Source organism: Desulfuromonas carbonis (assembly GCF_054658035.1).
The window spans coordinates 1,963,086-1,982,370 of record NZ_BAAHXR010000003.1 but is presented as its reverse complement, the minus strand read 5'-3'; the positions used below and the strand labels follow the sequence as shown (position 1 = coordinate 1,982,370).

At 65.6% G+C, this 19,285-nt stretch carries 17 protein-coding genes; all 17 read left to right on the top strand.

Annotated elements, in window-relative coordinates; translation table 11 throughout:
* The first annotated feature begins 36 nt into the window (after positions 1 to 36).
* The 17 genes from ACYQ8E_RS15880 to ACYQ8E_RS15800 all read left to right on the top strand — a co-directional run bounded on the left by ACYQ8E_RS15880 (position 37) and on the right by ACYQ8E_RS15800 (position 19,261).
* Entirely contained in the window at positions 37 to 2,901 is a 2,865-nt protein-coding gene (locus ACYQ8E_RS15880) for a sensor histidine kinase (protein ID WP_066724866.1), read from the top strand.
* Positions 2,898 to 3,482, top strand: a complete 585-nt coding sequence (gene thpR, locus ACYQ8E_RS15875) for an RNA 2',3'-cyclic phosphodiesterase (protein WP_066724864.1) — start codon at positions 2,898 to 2,900, stop codon at positions 3,480 to 3,482. Before ACYQ8E_RS15880 ends, thpR begins: the two co-directional genes overlap by 4 nt.
* Before the next feature lie 24 nt (positions 3,483 to 3,506).
* A complete protein-coding gene (recA, locus tag ACYQ8E_RS15870) occupies positions 3,507 to 4,523 on the top strand; it encodes a recombinase RecA (RefSeq protein ID WP_066724862.1) in 1,017 nt (338 codons plus the stop codon).
* Between the two features lie 4 nt (positions 4,524 to 4,527).
* Entirely contained in the window at positions 4,528 to 5,694 is a 1,167-nt protein-coding gene (locus ACYQ8E_RS15865) for a type IV pilus twitching motility protein PilT (protein WP_066724859.1), read from the top strand.
* Entirely contained in the window at positions 5,663 to 6,145 is a 483-nt protein-coding gene (locus ACYQ8E_RS15860; RefSeq protein WP_066724857.1) for a regulatory protein RecX, read from the top strand. Before ACYQ8E_RS15865 ends, ACYQ8E_RS15860 begins: the two co-directional genes overlap by 32 nt.
* Positions 6,146 to 6,160: 15 nt before the next feature.
* A complete protein-coding gene (gene alaS / locus ACYQ8E_RS15855) occupies positions 6,161 to 8,803 on the top strand; it encodes an alanine--tRNA ligase (RefSeq protein WP_066729676.1) in 2,643 nt (880 codons plus the stop codon).
* 69 nt (positions 8,804 to 8,872) lie between these two features.
* Positions 8,873 to 9,220 (top strand): cupin domain-containing protein, encoded by a 348-nt coding sequence (locus ACYQ8E_RS15850; protein ID WP_066724855.1) that lies wholly within the window; start codon positions 8,873 to 8,875, stop codon positions 9,218 to 9,220.
* 15 nt (positions 9,221 to 9,235) lie between these two features.
* Positions 9,236 to 10,360, top strand: coding sequence for a sensor histidine kinase (locus tag ACYQ8E_RS15845; protein ID WP_157471760.1), 1,125 nt, complete (start codon positions 9,236 to 9,238; stop codon positions 10,358 to 10,360).
* A gap of 143 nt (positions 10,361 to 10,503) precedes the next feature.
* On the top strand, positions 10,504 to 11,034 hold the full coding sequence (gene hslV / locus ACYQ8E_RS15840) for an ATP-dependent protease subunit HslV (protein WP_066724852.1): 531 nt from the start codon (positions 10,504 to 10,506) through the stop codon (positions 11,032 to 11,034).
* Positions 11,031 to 12,374: an ATP-dependent protease ATPase subunit HslU gene (gene hslU, locus ACYQ8E_RS15835; protein ID WP_066724849.1), complete on the top strand. Its 1,344-nt coding sequence runs from the start codon at positions 11,031 to 11,033 to the stop codon at positions 12,372 to 12,374. The genes hslV and hslU overlap by 4 nt, the downstream gene beginning before the upstream one ends.
* 65 nt (positions 12,375 to 12,439) lie before the next feature.
* Positions 12,440 to 13,330: an acetylglutamate kinase gene (argB, locus tag ACYQ8E_RS15830; RefSeq protein ID WP_066724845.1), complete on the top strand. Its 891-nt coding sequence runs from the start codon at positions 12,440 to 12,442 to the stop codon at positions 13,328 to 13,330.
* Positions 13,327 to 14,520, top strand: a complete 1,194-nt coding sequence (locus tag ACYQ8E_RS15825; RefSeq protein ID WP_066724842.1) for an acetylornithine transaminase — start codon at positions 13,327 to 13,329, stop codon at positions 14,518 to 14,520. The genes argB and ACYQ8E_RS15825 overlap by 4 nt, the downstream gene beginning before the upstream one ends.
* A gap of 66 nt (positions 14,521 to 14,586) precedes the next feature.
* Positions 14,587 to 15,495, top strand: a complete 909-nt coding sequence (gene argF, locus ACYQ8E_RS15820) for an ornithine carbamoyltransferase (protein ID WP_066724840.1) — start codon at positions 14,587 to 14,589, stop codon at positions 15,493 to 15,495.
* A gap of 13 nt (positions 15,496 to 15,508) precedes the next feature.
* Positions 15,509 to 16,135, top strand: coding sequence for an RDD family protein (locus tag ACYQ8E_RS15815; RefSeq protein WP_066724837.1), 627 nt, complete (start codon positions 15,509 to 15,511; stop codon positions 16,133 to 16,135).
* 99 nt (positions 16,136 to 16,234) lie between these two features.
* Positions 16,235 to 17,455 (top strand): argininosuccinate synthase, encoded by a 1,221-nt coding sequence (locus ACYQ8E_RS15810; protein WP_066724834.1) that lies wholly within the window; start codon positions 16,235 to 16,237, stop codon positions 17,453 to 17,455.
* Positions 17,456 to 17,595: 140 nt separating this feature from the next.
* Positions 17,596 to 18,099, top strand: coding sequence for an NUDIX domain-containing protein (locus ACYQ8E_RS15805; protein WP_066724831.1), 504 nt, complete (start codon positions 17,596 to 17,598; stop codon positions 18,097 to 18,099).
* Positions 18,100 to 18,103: 4 nt separating this feature from the next.
* On the top strand, positions 18,104 to 19,261 hold the full coding sequence (locus ACYQ8E_RS15800) for a hypothetical protein (RefSeq protein ID WP_066724828.1): 1,158 nt from the start codon (positions 18,104 to 18,106) through the stop codon (positions 19,259 to 19,261).
* The last annotated feature ends 24 nt before the right edge of the window (positions 19,262 to 19,285 follow it).

Genomic DNA, 19,285 nt, shown 5'->3' with positions numbered 1-19,285 from the left:
GGCAAGCCCCATCACGCAAGGATGAAAGAGCCCGTCATGAACCGGTCGCATCGATGGCAGCGCACCGCACTTTTCCTGGTCCTCGCCGGGATGCTGCTGCTCGCTCTCATCGAGCTGCTGACCGCGCTGCAGGCAGGGACGGCGAGCAAATCTGACCGGCTCCGGCTCGGACGCCAGGCGGCCCTCGCCGCGCAGGCGGCACGGCGCCTCGAATGGCCCTTGCAGCGGCTGCAGGAAGGACTGGCCCACCTCGCGGAATCGGCCGGGCAGGGGAGCCCCCCCCCGGCCAGCGACTCCGCCGGAATGGAACTGCTCTACCACGAATTCCCGGAGCCCCTCCTGACCGCCCTATACCGTCTCGACAGTCATGGTCGAGCGATAGGCGCATACCCGGCGGGTGTCCTCACCGACCTGGGCGGGCTCCCGCAACTGCAGCAGCTATCCACCCACCCCTCCCGGCTGCAACTCCTCAGCGAAGCCGACCCGCCGCTACTCGCGCTGCGGCAGCCGTTCTACTCCGGCACCACGATCAGCGGGGAATACGGTGCGCTGGTCGACCTGCGCCGCTTGGCCGCCGCGACCCTGGCGGAACTGACGGGGCAGGCCGACCTCGCTTTTATCGTCGATGCCGGCGGGCGTTTCCTGCTTCACACCAACCCCGGCCTCGACGGCCGGCCGGCAATCTACCTCGCTGCCGAAGAGGAAGAAACTTCCCTCCGCAAATGGCTCCGGCAAGGCTGCGCCGAGCCGGTAGCGGATCTGCCGACGCCACTGGCCGCCGCGCTGCTGCTGCAATCACCCGCGGCAGCAGCCGGTGGCACGACCCTGCGTCTCACGCCGCTGCGAATCGGCGAGAGCCACTGGTCACTGGGGCTGGTTTTCCCGGTGCCGGAACCGAGCGCACCCTTGCCGCACGCCCCCTGGGCCGGTCCCCTGCTGCTCCTTGCCAGCGCCACCCTGGCCGGTTTCGCCTGGCGGCAACAACGTTTGCAACAGGAGCTGGCCACCCGCACCGCGACCTGCCGCGGGCAGGGGAGCGATCTCCAGCAACTGAGCGCGGATCTCGAACTCGCCAACCAGCGCTATCAGCACCTGCTCGACCATGCCGGTGACGCCCTCTTTTTCCTCGACCCGGGGGACGGCTCCCTGCTCGAAATCAACCGGCAGGCCGAGGAGCTGCTCGGCTACAGTGCCGCGGAGATTCACTGCCTCTCCCTCGAAGTTCTCTTTCCCGGCCAGCAACGGCGCCGCTTTCTGCGCCTGGTGCACACCGTTCGCCAAAAGGGCTACGGGGAGAGTGACGACCTCATCTTCCGCCGCAAGGACGGCAGCCTCTTCACCGGCGCTGTGCACGCCCGCCTCGGCCAGCTCGGCCAACAGAAGGTCGTACATGGCGTGCTGCGCGACGTCACCGAACGCAAGCGGATCAACCAGGAACTGCGCCAGCGCAACCGCGACCTCACCCTGGTCAACGAAATCAGTCTGCTCGCTGCCAACAGCAGCGACCTGCCGGGGATGCTCGCCGCCATCCTGCAGCGCCTGGTGGAAAACTTCGCCGCCAGCGGCGGCGGCATCTTCCTCGCCCGGGAGTCCGGCACCCGCCTGCGGCTGGAGGCTCATCACGGCCTCCCCCCTGAGATCGTTGCCATGTTCGCTGAAATCGCCAGCGACATCGGCGTCGTCGGCCGGGTCATGAAGAGCGGCCAGCCCAAAGGCTCTGCCGACTTGCAACGGGACCGCCGGGTTCATTTCGAGCCGGTCCGGGAAGCGGGCTGGCGGGCCTTCCAGGCCGTCCCCCTGATCGCCAATGACCAGACGGTCGGGGTCTTTTTCCTCTTCGCCCGGCACAAGCAACTCTACCGGCGCGACGAAATCAACCTGCTGCTGGCGATCGGCCGCCAGCTCGGCACCGCCGTCCAGGGCGCCAACCTCTTCGAGGCCCTGGCCTGGCAGAACCGGCTCACCCAGGCCAGCAACCGCGAGCTCAGGATTTCGCGCCAGCGGCTGCGTGACAACCTCAGCCGGATGACGGAAAGCAAGCGCTCGCTGGAACACCTGGAGCGGATGAAGAGCCAGTTCCTCGCCCTCGCCTCCCACGAACTGCGCACGCCGCTGACCTACATTCTTTCCGGCAGTGAACTCCTTGCCGACCGTTTCGGCAGCAGCCTCGACGACGACGGGAGAATCGCCCTCTCCGCCGTGCAGCAGGGGGGATTGCGCCTCAACGAGGTGGTCGGCGACCTGCTGGAAGTGGCCCGCATCGAGTCCCAGGACCTCTACCTGAGCCGGGAGCCGGTCGCCGCCTTCGACCTCGTCAGCCGCCTCCACGAGGAATTTAAGCCGCGGATGGACGAGCGCAGCCTGCGCCTCGAAATCATCATGTTCCCCGATGCAGTCCGGCTCAACGGAGACGCCCACCACCTGCGCCGCACCTTCGGTCGCCTGCTCGAAAATGCCGTCAAATTCACCCCGGCCGGTGGGGTCATAACGATATCCGGCCACCTGCGCCGCAGTGCCGAGATTCTGGCGCGGCAAGAACAGCTCAAACCCTTTTCTCCGCGCTTCTTCCGCACCCCGCCCCCGGACCAGTTGCTGCAGATCACCATCCGGGATTCGGGGGTCGGGATCGATCCCGAAGAGCAGCTGCGCATCTTCGACAAGTTCTATGAAGTCGGCGAGATCGCCAGCCATTTCACCTCCACCAGCCGTTTCGGTGGCAAGGGGGTGGGACTGGGCCTGGCCCTGGTGAAAGGGGTGATCGAGGCCCACGGCGGCATGGTCTGGGTCGAAAGCTCGGGGACCGCCGACGGCGACGGGAGTGCCTTCCACCTGCTGCTGCCGGCCATCGCCCCCGAGGCTGGGAGCGCCGCCGTCGCCCCGGCCCTGGCGGAGGGCGGATGACCCGTGCCTTCCTCGCCATCCCCCTTCCCGGGGAAGTCCGCGACCGGTTGCATGATTTGATTGCGGGGTTGCGCGCCGACCTCCCGGCAGTCCGCTGGAGCCGGCCTGAAACCCTTCACCTGACGCTGCGCTTTTTCGGCGACCTCGACGAAGAATCGCTTGAAAAAATAGGCAAAATCATGCTATCGATAGGGCGCCTGCACGCCCCTTTCGCCGTCGACCTGATCGGCCTCGGCAGCTTCCCCGCAGCGAACCGGGCCCGGGTTTTCTGGCTGGGAGTCCGCGACCGGGGGGAGTTGGCGGCGCTCCACGACGCCTTCGAACGACAGCTTCCGGATGCGGGTATCCCCCGAGAGCAGCGCCCCTTTTTCCCACACCTCACCCTCGGTCGGCACCGCGGATCAGGGCTTGCCGCCGGACCGCTGCTGGCCCGGCATGGGGAATGGGACTGTGGCCGGTTGCCGGTGACCCGCCTGGTCCTCTATGAAAGTCGCCTGCGACCGGGCGGAGCGCTCCATCTCCCCCGGCACAGCGTTCCCCTTGGCGCCGCGGCACCCCGGTCCGGAACCGTTAACCAGTAACCCAACATTTCGGAGGACGAGCAGATGGCAGAGAATAACCGCGAGCGCGCTATCGACCTGGCCATGGGCCAGATCGAAAAACAGTTCGGCAAGGGGAGCATCATGCGCCTCGGCACCGACGCTGTTCTCCCCAACGTGGAGACGATCTCCACCGGCTCGCTGGCCCTCGACATCGCCCTGGGCGTCGGCGGCGTCCCGCGCGGCCGCATCATCGAGATCTTCGGCCCCGAGTCCTCGGGGAAGACGACGCTGGCATTGCACATTATCGCCGAAGCCCAGAAGCATGGCGGCATCTCCGCCTTCGTCGATGCCGAGCATGCCCTCGACATCGGTTACGCCCGCAAGCTCGGCGTCAAGACCGACGACCTGCTCGTTTCCCAACCCGACACCGGGGAACAGGCGCTGGAGATCGTCGAGGTCCTGGTCCGCAGCGGCGCCATCGACGTGCTGGTGGTCGACTCGGTGGCGGCGCTCGTCCCCCGGGCCGAAATCGAGGGGGAGATGGGCGATTCCCACATGGGCCTGCAGGCGCGCCTGATGTCCCAGGCGCTGCGCAAGCTGACGGGGACCATCAGCAAGTCGAACTGCTGCGTCATCTTCATCAACCAGATCCGCATGAAGATCGGTGTCATGTTCGGCAACCCCGAGACGACCACCGGCGGCAACGCCCTCAAGTTCTACGCCTCCCTGCGCATGGACATCCGCCGCATCGCCGCCCTCAAGCAGGGGCAGGACGTGATCGGCAACCGCACCCGGGTCAAGGTGGTGAAGAACAAGGTCGCGCCCCCCTTCAAGGAAGCGGAGTTCGACATCATGTACGGTGCCGGCATCTCGCGGGTTGGCGATATCGTCGATCTCGGCGCCGAAACCGGCATCATCGAAAAGAGCGGCGCCTGGTACTCCTACGCCGGCGAACGGATCGGCCAGGGGCGCGAGAATGCCAAGCAGTTCCTCACCGAGCACCCGGAGACCGCCGCCGCCATCGAGGCCCGGGTCACGGAACACTTCGGACTCCACCCGGCCGCGGCCAAGGAAGGCTGACACCATGCAACTCAACGACATCCTCGGCATGGCCCTCAAATCCCGCGCCTCGGACGTCCACCTCAAGGCCGGCCTGCCCCCCATCTACCGTATCGACGGTGCGCTGCGTCCGCTCCCCAAGGCGCCGCGCATCGGTCCCGACCAGACCCGGCAGATGGCCCTCGACATCATGAACGAGCAGCAGCAGGCGCGCTTCGAGCAGGTCCACGAGGTCGACCTCTCCTACGGCGTGCCGGGCCTCGGCCGCTTCCGCGTCAACGTCTTCGCCCAGCGCGGTTCGGTGTCGATGGTCTTCCGCGCCATTCCCTTTGAAATCAAGTCTCTCGACGACCTGCTGCTGCCGCCAGCGCTGAAAAAGATCGCCATGGAGCCGCGCGGACTGATCCTCGTTACCGGCGCCACCGGTTCCGGCAAGTCGACCACCCTGGCGGCGATGATCGACTTCATCAACGCCAACCGCACCGCCCACATCGTCACCATCGAAGATCCGATCGAGTACCTGCATCGCGACAAGAAAAGCATCATCAACCAGCGCGAGGTCGGCTTCGACACCGAGGGCTTCGACATCGCCCTGAAGAGCGCCCTGCGCCAGGATCCGGACGTCATCCTGGTCGGCGAGATGCGCGACTACGAGACGATCGAAACGGCGATCACCGCCGCCGAGACCGGTCACCTCGTCCTCTCGACCCTGCACACCATCGACGCCCCGGAGACGATCAACCGCATCATCTCGGTCTTCCCCCCCTACCAGCAGCGCCAGGTCCGGCTGCAGCTCTCGGCCATCCTCAAGGGGGTCGTCTCGCAGCGCCTGGTGCCGCGGGCCGACGGCAAGGGGCGCGTCGCCGCCGTCGAAGTCATGATCTCCTCGGCCCGGGTGCGCGAGCTGATCGACGACAAGGAAAAGACGCGGCTTTTGCGCGACGCCATCGCCCAGGGGTTCGTCTCCTACGGCATGCAGACCTTCGACCAGGCGCTGATGGGTCTTTTGCAGAAGAAGCTGATCACCTTCGACGAGGCGCTGCGTCAATGCTCCAACCCCGACGACTTCAAGCTCAAGGTCTCGGGGATCTCCTCCGCCTCCGACCTCTCCTGGGAGGACTTCGAAAAGGACGCTCCGGAAGAGCCCGGGGCGGGAGCGAATGACGAGCAGATCGACATCGAACGCTTCTGATCCCTACCTAGTCGCTCTGCGCCTGCTCACGCGCTGCGAACGGAGCTGTTCCGACCTGCGCCAGAATCTGCAGCAGCGCGGCTTCGAGGAGGGGGCGATCGCCGCCGCCCTGCAGCGCTGCCAGGAGCTCGGCTACCTCGACGACGCCCGTTACGCACGGCTGCGGGCGCGCAGCCTGGTGGCCAGCGGGCGCGCCTTCGGGGTGCGCCTGAAGCAGGACCTGCTGCGCCACGGCATCGACCCGGAAGAGGCGGACGCCGCCATCGCCGAAGTCGGCGGCGACGATCCTGCCGGCGAACAGCTCGCCGCCCTCCTTGCGCGCCGCTACCCGGACTTTTCCTGGGAAGAGGCCGATGATCGCCTGCGGCGCCGGGTAACCGGCTTTTTCCTGCGCCGGGGATTTCCCCTTCCCCTGGTGCTGACCCGACTGAAACAGAAACGAGAGAGGTAGACCAGGCACGCCATGATAACCGGAAACGAACTCCGCAGCCGCTTTCTCCGCTACTTCGCCGAGCGCGGCCACACCGTGATCGCCTCGTCGTCGCTGATCCCCCACAACGACCCGACGCTCCTCTTCACCAACGCCGGCATGAACCAGTTCAAGGACTGCTTCCTCGGCAACGAAAAGCGCGACTACGTGCGGGCGGCGACCTCGCAGAAGTGCGTGCGCGCCGGCGGCAAGCACAACGACCTCGAGAATGTCGGGCGCACCGCCCGCCATCACACCTTTTTCGAGATGCTCGGCAACTTCTCCTTCGGCGACTACTTCAAGAAGGAGGCGATCGCCTACGCCTGGGAGTTTTTGACCAAGGACCTGCAACTCGACAAGAGCCGGCTCTATGTCACCGTCTACAACGACGACGACGAAGCGGCGGCGATCTGGCACGAGCAGGAGGGGGTCCCGAAGGAGCGCATCTTCCGCTTCGGCGAGAAGGACAACTTCTGGTCGATGGGGGACACCGGACCCTGCGGACCCTGCAGCGAGATCTTCTGGGACAACGGCCCCACGGTCGGCTGCGGCCGCCCCGAATGCGCCGTCGGTTGCGACTGCGACCGCTACATGGAGATCTGGAACAACGTCTTCATGCAGTTCGACCGCGCCAAGGACGGCACCCTGACCCCGCTGCCGAAACCGGCGGTTGACACCGGCATGGGGCTGGAGCGGATCACCACGGTGATGCAGGGAGTCACCTCGAACTACGATACCGACCTGCTGCGCGGAATCATCGCCTTTGTCGAACAGCTCAGCGGCAAGCGCTACGGCGCCGATGCCGATCACGACGTCTCGATGCGGGTCATCGCCGACCACAGCCGCGCCACCGCCTACCTGATCGCCGACGGCGTGCTGCCGGCCAACGAGGGTCGCGGCTACGTGCTGCGCCGGATCATGCGCCGCGCCATGCGCCATGCCCGGATGCTCGGCTTCGACACCCCGGTTCTCTACCGTGCGGCGGTCTTCGTCCTCGAGTCGATGGCCGGCGCCTACCCGGAAGAAGCGCGGCGCAGGGAGTTCGTCGCCCGCGTCGTGAAAAACGAGGAGGAGCGCTTCATCCAGACCCTCGGCAATGGCCTGCGCATCCTCGAAGAAGAGATTGACCGGCTGCGCCAGGCCGGCGAGTCGGCGATTTCGGGGGAGACGGTCTTCAAGCTTTACGACACCTTCGGCTTCCCGATCGACCTGACCGCCGACATCGTCGAGAAGGACGGCTTCACCCTCGACGAGGCCGGCTTCGAGGCTTGCATGGAAGAGCAGCGCCGCAAGGCCCGCGAGCACTGGAAGGGGTCGGGGGAGGCGGCCATCGCCGGCATCTACCGCAAGCTCCTTGAGTCGGGACTGCGCAGCGAGTTCACCGGCTACCAGGCGACCTTCGGCGACGGCACCATCACCGCCCTGCTCAGGGAGGGCGCCCAGGTCGAGACCGCCGCGGCCGGTGAGGAGGTCGAGGTGATCTCTTCGCAGACTCCCTTCTATGGCGAGTCGGGGGGGCAGATCGGCGACCGCGGCCGGATTCTCGCCGCCGGCGCCGAGCTGGAAGTTCTCGATACCCGCAAGCCCCTCCCTGAACTGACGGTCCATGTCGCCCGGGTCGTCTCCGGCACCATTCATTGTGGTGACGCGGTCAACCTCCAGGTCGACCAGCAGGCGCGCCAGGCGACCGCCCTCAACCACACAGCCACCCACATCCTGCAGGCGGTGCTGGTCGAACTGCTCGGCGACCATGTCAAGCAGGCCGGTTCCCTGGTCTCCCCGGAGCGGCTGCGCTTCGACTTCACCCACTTCTCGGCGCTAACGGCCGTGGAAATCGAAGAGATCGAACGCCGCGTCAACCTGCGCATCCGCCAGAACCAGGGGGTCGAGGTCGATGAAATGGCGGCCGACGCCGCCATTGCCGCAGGCGCCACCGCCCTCTTCGGCGAGAAGTACGGCGAACGGGTGCGGGTGGTGCGGGTCGGCGATTTCTCGATGGAACTGTGTGGTGGCACCCACACCCAGGCCGCCGGCGACATCGGCCTCTTCAAGATCCTTCAGGAGAGCGGCATCGCCGCCGGCGTGCGCCGTATCGAAGCGGTCACCGGCGCCCGGGCGCTGGCCGCCGTGCAGCAGCAGGAGAACGCCCTGGAGGGCCTCGCCCGGCTCCTCAAGAGCGAACCGACCCAGCTCGAGCCGCGCCTGCAACGGCTGCTGGAGCGCCAGAAGGAGCTGGAGCGGGAGATTGAAACCCTGCAGGCCCGGTTCAACGCCAACCGCTCGCTGCAGCTCGTCGAGCAGGCGACCGAGGTGGCCGGGGTGAAACTCCTCGCGGCACGGACCGACGGCCTCGACGGCAAGCAGCTGCGCGAGCTGGCCGATCAGCTGCGCGAGCGCCTCGCCTCGGGTGTCATCGTCCTCGCCGCCAGCGATGGCGCGCGGGTCAGCCTGCTGGTGGCAGTCACCAGGGATCTGACCGGCCGGGTCCAGGCCGGTGCGCTGATCAAACCGCTGGCCGAAGCGGTGGGCGGTCGCGGCGGCGGCCGTCCCGACCTCGCCCAGGCCGGCGGGAATGACCCCGGCCAGCTCGACGCCGCCCTCGCCCGGGTGCCGCAGCTCCTCGCCGACCTCCTCGGTTGAGTGCGACTCCGGAAAATTCCGGGCAATATGGTATAAGGTGAAGATGCAGCACCAGCCAGGAGAGAGATCATGTCAGCAGGAAGTGTCATCCGTACCGCCGAGCAGGAAGAATACCCCCATCCCAAGCATGAGCGCTTCTTCCTGCGCGACGTCGTCACCGCCACCAGCAATCCGGCGCTCTCGGTCCATCGCGGCCGCATCGAACCGGGGGGAGAAATCCTGCCCCACACCCACGACGGCCAGACCGAGACCTTCTACCTCCTCAGCGGCGAAGCGGTCTGCACCATGGGAGAGCAGCAGATTCCGGTCGCCGCCGGCAGCTGCTGCGTCGCGCCGTCGGGGATCACCCACGGCCTGAAAAACAGCGGCGATGCGCCGGTCGAGCTCCTGGCCCTCTTCACTCCACCCCTCAAGTAGCCTCCGGAGGCGGTCGTGCGCCTTGGTTTCGCCGAAGAACCGCAACTGATCCAGACCATTGACGGGCGCAGCATCCTCGTCGTTGACGACGAGATTGTCATCCGCGACCTCTGCTCCAAGGTCCTCAAGGGATATCGCATCCTGCAGGCCGGCAATGGGGAGGAGGCGCTCAAGATGCTGGAGCGGGAGAGCGTCGACATCGTCCTCACCGACGTCATGATGCCCCGTATGAACGGTCTCGACCTCCTCCGCCAGATCAAGGAGCGCCTGCCGAACCAGTTGGTAGTGGTGATGACCGGCTACGCCGACAAGGAGGTCATCCTCCGTGCTCTCAAGGCCGATGCCGACGACTTCATCAACAAGCCGATCAACCTGCTGCAGCTCAAGACCACCATCGACAAGGTGCTCGAAAAGAAGGCGCTCAAGGACGAGCTGATTCACCTCAAGCGCATGGACCGGCTCAAATCCGATTTCCTCGGCCTGGTTTCGCACAAGCTGAAGACCCCGATAACCGCCATCTCCCTCTTTATCCAGAACCTCGCCCGCGGCGTCGGCGGCCCCGGTGATGCCGCCTTCGAGCAGACCCTGCAGCTGATCCTGGAGGAATCGAATTACCTCGGCTACCTGATCCAGGACCTCCTCAACTACAGTGATGTCATCCTCCAGGAAGGGCTGCCGCAGCGGGAGCTGGTCGACCTGGGTGACCTCATCCTGAAGCTGCTCGTCGAGCGCGGTGGCACGGCCGAGAGCAAGGGGGTCGAGCTGACCTGCACCAGCTCCGGGCCGCTGCCGCAACTCTCGCTCGACCGCAAGCGCATCACCTTCGCCATTCAGGCCCTGCTTGACAATGCCATCAAGTTCACCCCTTCCGGGGGCCGGGTCACCCTCTCCAGCCGGGTGACGGCGGACGAGATCCACCTGGTGGTGCAGGACTCCGGGTGCGGCATCCCGCGGGAAGAACTGCCCAAGGTCTTCGAGAAGTTTTACCAGGTCGACCCGGAGCGGACCGGCCAGGTCCGCGGCTTTGGCCTCGGGCTCTATTACGCCCGGCTCTATGTCCAGGATCATGGCGGTAGCGTCCGCCTCGAAAGCCAGCCCGGGCTTGGGACCACCGTGACGCTGATCCTGCCGCGCGACTGATCCCAGCCCAACCCGCGCCGCAACTGCGCAGGCCGCTTTCCGCGGTGCTGCGCCGGGCGGCATTTTTCTTTTGCTGACCCCGGCGGCATGTTATATTGGGCGCATTTTCCCGAGCTTAACGAGCCGGACAGACGAGGAACAGGATGTTCAAAGGGACAACAATCCTCTGTGTACGCAGGGAGCACGACGTGGCCATGGCCGGTGACGGTCAGGTGACCCTCGGCACGACGGTGATGAAACACTCTGCCTGCAAGCTGCGGCGCATGCATGACGGCAGGGTTCTCGCCGGTTTTGCCGGCAGCACCGCCGATGCCTTCACCCTTTTCGAAAAGTTCGACGCCAAGCTCCAGGAGTACCGCGGCAACCTGCCGCGGGCCGCGGTGGCCCTGGCCAAGGACTGGCGAACCGATCGCATCCTGCGCCGGCTCGAAGCGCTGCTGATCGTCGCCGACACCTCAACCACCCTGGTCCTCTCCGGGGCCGGTGACGTCATCGAACCGGACGACGGCATCGCCGCCATCGGCTCCGGTGGCCCCTATGCCCAGGCCGCGGCGCAGGCGTTGGTCGCCCACTCCACCCTGACGGCCGCCGCCATCGCGGAGGAGGCCCTGAAGATTGCCGCCGGCATCTGCATCTACACCAACGACCGGATCGCCGTGGAGGTCCTGCCGTGACCAATTTCACCCCGCGCGAGATCGTTTCCGAACTCGATCGCTATATCGTCGGCCAGAAGGGGGCGAAGCGCGCCGTCGCCGTGGCGCTGCGCAACCGCTGGCGCCGCCAGCAGGTGCCGCCAGAGCTGCGTGATGAAATCGCGCCGAAGAACATCATCATGATCGGCCCCACCGGCGTCGGCAAGACCGAGATCGCCCGGCGCCTGGCCAGGCTCGCCCAGGCCCCCTTCGTCAAGGTCGAGGCCTCCAAGTTCACCGAGGTCGGCTATGTCGGACGGGATGTCGAGAGCATGGTCCGCGACCTGCTCGAACTGGCGATCATCCTGGTCAAGGAAGAAGAGGCGCAGGCGGTCCGGATCAAGGCCGAGGACCTCGCCGAGGAGCGGCTCCTCGAGCTGCTGCTGCCCGGGGAGACGGCCAGCCTTGCCGCCCAGGGAGAGGCCGGGGTGGCCGAACACGGTTCGGGGACCCGGGACAAGCTGCGCCAGCTGCTGCGCCAGGGGAAGCTCGACGAACGCTACGTCGAACTCGAGACCCAGGAAGTGAAGATGCCGATGATGGAGATCTTCACCCCCCAGGGGAACGAGGAGATGGGAATCAACTTCAAGGAGATGTTCGGCAACCTGCTGCCCAAGAAGACCAAGCGGCGCCGGGTCAAGGTGGCCGAGGCCCGCGAGCTGCTGATCCAGACCGAGGCGGAAAAGCTGGTCGACATGGAGAAGGTCCTGACCCTGGCCCGGGAGCGGACCGAGCAGAGCGGCATCATCTTCATCGACGAGATCGACAAGATCGCCAGCCGCGAGGGGGGACACGGCCCGGAGATTTCCCGGGAAGGGGTCCAGCGCGACATCCTGCCGATCGTCGAGGGGAGCACCGTCAACACCAAGCACGGCCCGGTCAAGACCGACCACATCCTCTTCATCGCCGCCGGCGCCTTCCATGTCGCCAAGCCCTCGGACCTGATCCCGGAGCTGCAGGGGCGCTTTCCGATCCGCGTCGAACTGGAGAGCCTCGGCGAGGAGGAGTTCGTGCGCATCCTCACCGAGCCGAAGAACGCCCTGATCCGCCAGTACCAGGCGCTGCTCGCCACCGAGGGGCTCGACCTCGAATTTACCGAAGACGGCATTCACGAGGTGGCCCGCACCGCGGCGACGGTCAATGACCGCACCGAGAACATCGGCGCCCGCCGCCTGCACACGATCCTGGAGAAGCTCCTCGAGGACCTCTCCTTCGATGCTCCGGAACGGCGCGAGAAGAAGATCGTCATCGATGCCGGTTTTGTCCGGGAGCGCCTGGCGGAAATTGTCCGCGACGAGGACCTGTCGCGCTATATACTTTAGACGGCTGACCGGTTACATTCGACACGCGGCCGCCATCACGAATCACGAATCACGGGTATCGAGCCATGCAAGAGATCATCAACAAGGCCAAGGTTCTGCTCGAAGCGCTCCCCTGGATCAAGCGCTTCTCCGGCGCCACCATTGTCATCAAGTACGGCGGCCACGCCATGGTCGAGGACCGGCTCAAGGAGTCCTTCGCCCAGGACATCATCCTGATGAAGTACATCGGCCTCAACCCGGTGGTGGTTCATGGCGGCGGCCCGCAGATCGGCGAGGTGCTCAAGTCGATGGGGATCGAGAGCCGCTTCGAGCAGGGGATGCGGATCACCGACCGGGCGACCATGGACGTGGTGGAGATGGTCCTCGGCGGCAAGGTCAACAAGGAGATCGTCGCCAACATCAACCGCCACGGCGGCAAGGCGGTCGGCCTGACCGGCAAGGACGGCAACCTGATCGTCGCCCGCAAGCTGGAGATGACCCGGGTCAACCCCGAGACCCTGACTCCGGAGATCATCGACATCGGCATGGTCGGCGAGGTCGAGACCGTCCACCCGGGCGTCATCCGCGCCCTCGAGCAGAGCAACTTCATCCCGGTGATCGCGCCGATCGGCGTCGGCCTGCAGGGGGAGACCTACAACATCAACGCCGATCTCGTCGCCGGCCGGATCGCCGGCGCTCTCAAGGCGGAGAAGCTGATCCTGCTCACCGATATCGAGGGGGTCAAGGACAAGGACGGACGACTGATCTCGACCATCGACATCTCCCGGGTTCCGGCCCTGATCAACGACGGCACCATTACCGGCGGCATGATCCCCAAGCTCAACTGCTGTGTCGACGCCGTCGAGGAGGGGGTCAAGAAGACCCACATCATCGACGGCCGCATGGAGCATGCCTGCCTGCTTGAAATCTTCACCGACAAGGGGATCGGTACTGCCCTCGCGAGGTTCGAACAATGACGACATCAGCAGAATGGATCGCCCGCGGCGATCAGGTCATCATGACCACCTACGGACGCTATCCCCTGGTCCCGGTGCGCGGCGCGGGGTGCCGGCTCTGGGACGCCGACGGCAAGGAGTACCTCGACTTTCTCGCCGGGGTGGCGGTCAACAATCTCGGCCACTGCCACCCAAAAGTGGTCAAGGTGCTGCAGGAGCAGGCGGCGACGCTGCTGCACTGCTCCAACTACTACAACATCCCGCAGCAGATCGAGCTCGCCGAGCTCCTCTGCCGGCTCACCTTTGCCGATCGCGCCTTCTTCTGCAACTCCGGCGCCGAGGCCAACGAGGCAGCGATCAAGCTCGCCCGCAAGTACAGCCGTGAGAAGTACGGCCCCGAGCGTTTCGCCATCATCACCGCCGCCGAGTCCTTCCATGGCCGCACCATGGCGACCGTCTCCGCCACCGGCCAGGAGAAGGTGCAGCGCTTCTTCGACCCGCTGCTGCACGGCTTCAAGCATGTCCCCTTCAACGACGCCGCGGCGATCGAAGCGGCGATCACGCCCGAGACCTGCGCGGTAATGCTCGAGCCGATCCAGGGTGAGGGCGGGGTCAACGTCCCCACCCCCGGCTATCTTAAGGAAGTGCGGGAGCTCTGCGACCGCTTTGGGCTGCTGCTGATCCTCGACGAGGTGCAGACCGGCATCGGCCGCACCGGCAAGCTCTTCGCCTACGAGCACTTTGGGGTTACCCCCGACATCATGACCCTGGCCAAGGCACTCGCCGGCGGGGCGCCGATCGGCACCATGCTCGCCCGCGCCGAGATCGCCGCCAGCTTCACCCCCGGCACCCACGGCTCGACCTTCGGCGGCAACCCGCTGGTGACGACGGCGGCCCTGGCGACCCTCCAGGCCATCCTCGACGAGGGGCTGCTGGAAAACGCCGAGACAATGGGCGACTACCTCGTCACGGCACTACGCGGCCTGCAGCAGAAGTACCCCTTTATCGGCCCGGTTCGCGGCATCGGCCTGATGGTCGGCATGCGCCTTACCATCCCCGGTGGCGACATCGTCAAGAAAGGGCACGCCCGCGGGGTCCTGCTCAACGTCACCCAGGATACGGTACTCCGTTTCGTCCCGCCGCTGACGGTGACCCGGAGCGAGATCGACGCGATGATCGAAATCCTCGACGGCATTTTCCAGGAGATCTGAGCCCGGGCCGCACCCCAGGCTGGTGCCCGGCACCAGCCGTTGCGTTTCATTTTCAGGAGTTGTGCAATGAACAAGGACTTCCTCTCCCTCGCCGACTGGACCCGGGACGATTTGGAGCAGATCTTCGCCCTGACCCGGGACCTCAAGTCGCGCCAGCAGCGGGGCGAACCGCACCGTTTGCTGGAAGGGAAAACCCTCGCCATGATCTTCGAGAAGAGCTCGACCCGCACCCGGGTCTCCTTCGAAGTCGGCATGTTCCAGCTCGGCGGCCACGCCCTCTTCCTCCATTCCGGCACCACCCAGCTTGGACGCGGCGAACCGGTCAAAGACACGGCCCGGGTGATGGCGCGTTACTGCGACGGCATCATGATCCGCACCTTCTCGCAGGCGGCGGTGGCCGAGCTCGCCCACCACGCCAGCGTGCCGGTCATCAACGGCCTGACCGACCTCTACCACCCCTGCCAGTTGATGGCCGACCTCTTCACGGTGAGCGAGCACAAGGAGAACTATCGCGACCTGACCTACGCCTGGATCGGCGACGGCAACAACATGGCCAACAGCTGGATCAACGCCGCCGCGGTCTTCGGTTTCAAGCTGCAGATCGCCACCCCGAAAGGGTATGAACCGGATGCCGTTGTCCGCCAGCGCGCCGCCGCCGCCGGGGCGCAGATCGTCTACAGCAACGATCCCTTCGCTGCTGCTGCTGGCGCCGATGTCCTCAACACTGATGTCTGGGCGAGCATGGGGCAGGAAGCGGAGCAGAAGGAACGGGAGCAGGCCTTTGCCGGCTTCCAGATCAACGGCGCGATCGTCCGCGCGGCCGCCGCCGACGCCATCGTTCTCCACTGCCTTCCCGCCCACCGCGGCGAGGAGATCAGCGACGAAGTGATCGAAGGACCGCACTCGGTGGTCTTCGACGAGGCGGAGAACCGCCTCCACGTGCAGAAGGCGATCATGGCCACGCTGATGGCCTGAGGCGGGTGCGGCGATGAACCTGACCTGCCCCCACTGTGGTTTCCAGCGCGAACTGCCGGCCGATCGGCTACCAAGAGTCGCGGTGCGGGTGACCTGCCCGCGCTGCCGCGAACAGTTCCGTTTCGAGCCGCCGGCGCCAATGCCGCCGGAACTGCCGGCGCCAGGGACCGCCCCTGCGGAAGAGGCCACGCCCCTCGACGCCGCCGGCGCCGCCGCCCTGCCCAAGGCCGGATTCTGGATCCGGGTGGTGGCGTCGCTGGTCGATTCGACCCTGGTCACCCTGCTGCAATTTTTCTTCGGCACCGCACTGATCGCCGCGGCGGTCGCCCTGACCGGGGGGAGTGCCGACCAGGGGCTCGGCATGGCCATCGCCTGGTCCTTCGGACCGGCCCTCGGCGTGATCTACTACGTCGGCTTCACCGGCTACTGCGGCCAGACGCCGGGCAAGATGGCACTGCGGATCAAGGTGATCCGCACCAACGGCAATGACATCGGCTACGGGGTGGCGCTGGTGCGCGAAACCGTCGGCAAATTTCTTTCCACCCTGATTCTCGGCATTGGCTACCTGATGGTCGCCTTCGACGAACAGAAGCAGGGGCTGCATGACCGGCTCGTCAAGACCTATGTGATAAAACTGTAGAGGCGAGAAGCAGACACGATCGGACGAGAAGGAACCTTCCCGTCCCGCGTCCCACCTCCCGCGTCCCATGCCACTCCATATTTCAAGGAGCACACCCAAATGTCCAGAAAAGGTTCCGTCAAAAAAGTCGTCCTCGCCTACTCCGGCGGCCTCGACACCTCGATCATCCTCAAGTGGCTGGTCGAAGAGTACCAGTGCGAAGTCGTCGCCTACTCCGCCGACCTCGGCCAGGGGGAAGAACTCGACCACATCCCGGAGAAGGCGAAGAAGACCGGCGCCAGCTCCTGCCACATCCTCGACCTCAAGGAGGAGTTCGCCCGCGACTTCGTCTTCCCGATGTTCCGCGCCAACGCCATCTACGAAGGGCGCTACTTCCTCGGCACCTCCATCGCCCGGCCGCTGATCGCCAAGGCGCAGATGGAGATCGCCGCGAAGGAAGGGGCCGACGCCGTCTCCCACGGCGCCACCGGCAAGGGGAACGACCAGGTCCGCTTCGAGATCGCCTACTACCACTACAACCCGGCGATCAAGGTCATCGCCCCCTGGCGCGAGTGGGACATGAAAAGCCGCACCGCCCTCGAAAACTACGCAAAAAAACATGGCATCCCGGTGCCGACCAGCAAGAAGTTCCCCTGGAGCAGTGACCGCAACCTGCTGCACATCTCCTTTGAAGGGGACGTCCTCGAGAACCCCTGGGCCGAGGCCCCGGAAGAGATGTATGTGCTGACGGTGCGCCCGGAAGATGCGCCCGACCAGCCCGAATATGTCGAGGTCGAGTTCGAAAAGGGGGACGCGGTCGCCGTCAACGGCGAGCGCCTCTCCCCGGCCAGGCTGATGGCCAAACTCAACGAACTCGGCGGCAAGCACGGTATCGGCCGCGTCGACCTCCTCGAAAACCGCTTCGTCGGCATGAAGAGCCGTGGCGTCTACGAGACCCCGGGCGGCACCATCCTCGAAGAGGCGCACCGCGCCGTCGAGTCGATCACCATGGATCGCGAGGTGATGCACCTGCGCGATTCCCTCGTCCCCCAGTACGCCAGCATGATCTACAACGGTTTCTGGTTCGCCCCGGAGCGCATCGCCCTGCAGGCGATGATCGACCAGACGCAAACCACCGTCAACGGCAAGGCGCGCATCAAGCTCTACAAGGGGCACGCCCGGGTGGTCGGGCGCGACTCGGCGACCGACTCGCTGTTCAACGTCGATTTCGCCACCTTCGAGACCGACGATGTCTACAACCAGGCTGATGCCGAGGGCTTCATCAAGCTCAACGCCCTGCGCCTGCGCATCGCCGCGATCCAGCGCGAGAACCGCAAATAGCCGCCGGCCATGAGCCGTAGTGCGTAGGTTGGGTTGACGGAACGGAAACCCAACGCGGTCGAAGTGCGCCGCGAAGAGCTGTTGGGTTTCGCTGCACTTAACCCAACCTACGTGTTACCTCTCCCCCCGGAGGGGGCAACATGGAATTTCGCAAACAGGCCATCAAAACCTCCGTCGTCGCCTGTGTCGTCGACGAACAGGAGCGGGTGCTGCTGACCCGGCGCTGCATCGAGCCCTTCTGTGACCAGTGGGTGATGCCCGGCGGCAAAATCGATCATGGCGAAGCGATCCTCGCCGCCCTGCACCGGGAGGTGCGCGAGGAGGTCGGCATCGAGATTCATGTCGACAGCCTGATCGATGTCTATGAACACCTCGGGATCGGCGAACGCGACGATCACTTCGTGATTCTCTACTACCGGGCCCATCCGCTGAGCCTGGAACTGGTCCCAAACGGCAGCGAGTGCACCGAAGCGGTCTGGATGGAGAAAGGGCGCCTGCCGCAGATCGACCTGCCGCCGGGGGCACGCCACATTCTCAACCGGGTTTTTCCCGAGCTTACCTGGCAAAGGGAGGCGCCGGCGACCAGGGTCGCCAACCCCTGCAGCAGCGCATCCCCCCAGTCCTGCCCCATCGACGGGGACTAGCACCATGTTTCGAATCGTCGAAAAGGATGTAACCCTCGAATTCTCGCCGGGGCACCACCAGCACCTTCTGCTCTGCCAGGTTCCCAACCTCCTCGGCGGCACCGGAGCGGAATGCCGAATCAGTGATCCGGAGGGACAGTGGGAGATGGTCGCCTCGGTCCTCGACCTGGTGGCGACCGGCCGCGGCAACCTGAAAAAGCTCCATTTTCTGGTCTTCCCGGAAACGGCCCTGCCGGCCGCCCGGGTCGAGGATGCCCTGGCCATTATCCGTGATCGCTTCCACCCCAACACCGTTACCATGTTCGGCGTCGAGCATGTACGTCTGACCGAGTTCCACCAGGTGCTGGAGCGCTACCGGGACGACAACGCGGAAGTCCTGGCGGCGCTGCTCGAGGATCTCGACGCCGGCGAAATCGAGGGGGTACCGGTGAACTGGGCGGTGACCGCGATCAAGGAGGCGGACGGCCGGCTGCGGGTTTTCCTGATGGCCAAGAGTCACCCCTATGCCGGTGAAGAGACCCTCGACCCCTTCCAGGACCTCTACCGGGGGAAGGTTTTTCCCCTGTTCCGGGCGCGCCCAACGGGGTTCAACTTCATGGCGCTGATCTGCCTCGACTACGTCTTTCGCGACCTTTACCAGTCGAACATCAGCAACGTTATCGACAAGGCCAACGAGCTCTTCTTCGAGACCCGCCAGCGCCTCGACCTGCTGGCGGTACTCGAATGCAACCCGAAACCGGAACACCGCGCCTTTCGCGACGTCGTCAATGGGTTTTACGGTGAGTATCTGGCCTATACCCCCGGGGTGCGCGATACGGTGACAATTTTCTGCAATTGCAGCGAGGAGACCAGCGGGATCGACCAGGGCGGACCCGGAAGCTTCGGCCGTTCCATGGTGATCATCCACAAGAGCCACAAGATCGCCCCGGCCGAGCTGCCCGAATTCGCCAGCGACAACTTTGACGGTCTGCCGGTCTGCCGGCTGCGTTTTGGCACGGCGACCCGGCTCTACTTCTTCAATCTGCCCCTGTTCCACGAACTCGACCCGCGTACCACCCGGGTGCCGCTCAAAATCCACAGCATCTTCCGCCCCGCGACGGAGAATGGCTGGCAGCGGCTCGAAGGGGAGACCGAACGGGGCTACGTTCCCGACAGTAACTGACCGCGCCCGGCGCGGATTTCGTCC

Excerpts from the sequence above, each read along its gene's own strand:
- ACYQ8E_RS15805 (WP_066724831.1), top strand. The coding sequence starts at position 17,596 with ATGGAATTTCGCAAACAGGCCATCAAAACCTCCGTCGTCGCCTGTGTC.
- ACYQ8E_RS15860 (WP_066724857.1), top strand. The coding sequence starts at position 5,663 with ATGACGAGCAGATCGACATCGAACGCTTCTGATCCCTACCTAGTCGCT.
- argF (WP_066724840.1), top strand. The coding sequence starts at position 14,587 with ATGAACAAGGACTTCCTCTCCCTCGCCGACTGGACCCGGGACGATTTG.
- argB (WP_066724845.1), top strand. The coding sequence starts at position 12,440 with ATGCAAGAGATCATCAACAAGGCCAAGGTTCTGCTCGAAGCGCTCCCC.
- ACYQ8E_RS15865 (WP_066724859.1), top strand. The coding sequence starts at position 4,528 with ATGCAACTCAACGACATCCTCGGCATGGCCCTCAAATCCCGCGCCTCG.
- ACYQ8E_RS15825 (WP_066724842.1), top strand. The coding sequence starts at position 13,327 with ATGACGACATCAGCAGAATGGATCGCCCGCGGCGATCAGGTCATCATG.
- ACYQ8E_RS15850 (WP_066724855.1), top strand. The coding sequence starts at position 8,873 with ATGTCAGCAGGAAGTGTCATCCGTACCGCCGAGCAGGAAGAATACCCC.
- ACYQ8E_RS15880 (WP_066724866.1), top strand. The coding sequence starts at position 37 with ATGAACCGGTCGCATCGATGGCAGCGCACCGCACTTTTCCTGGTCCTC.
- ACYQ8E_RS15815 (WP_066724837.1), top strand. The coding sequence starts at position 15,509 with ATGAACCTGACCTGCCCCCACTGTGGTTTCCAGCGCGAACTGCCGGCC.
- recA (WP_066724862.1), top strand. The coding sequence starts at position 3,507 with ATGGCAGAGAATAACCGCGAGCGCGCTATCGACCTGGCCATGGGCCAG.
- ACYQ8E_RS15800 (WP_066724828.1), top strand. The coding sequence starts at position 18,104 with ATGTTTCGAATCGTCGAAAAGGATGTAACCCTCGAATTCTCGCCGGGG.
- ACYQ8E_RS15810 (WP_066724834.1), top strand. The coding sequence starts at position 16,235 with ATGTCCAGAAAAGGTTCCGTCAAAAAAGTCGTCCTCGCCTACTCCGGC.
- thpR (WP_066724864.1), top strand. The coding sequence starts at position 2,898 with ATGACCCGTGCCTTCCTCGCCATCCCCCTTCCCGGGGAAGTCCGCGAC.
- hslV (WP_066724852.1), top strand. The coding sequence starts at position 10,504 with ATGTTCAAAGGGACAACAATCCTCTGTGTACGCAGGGAGCACGACGTG.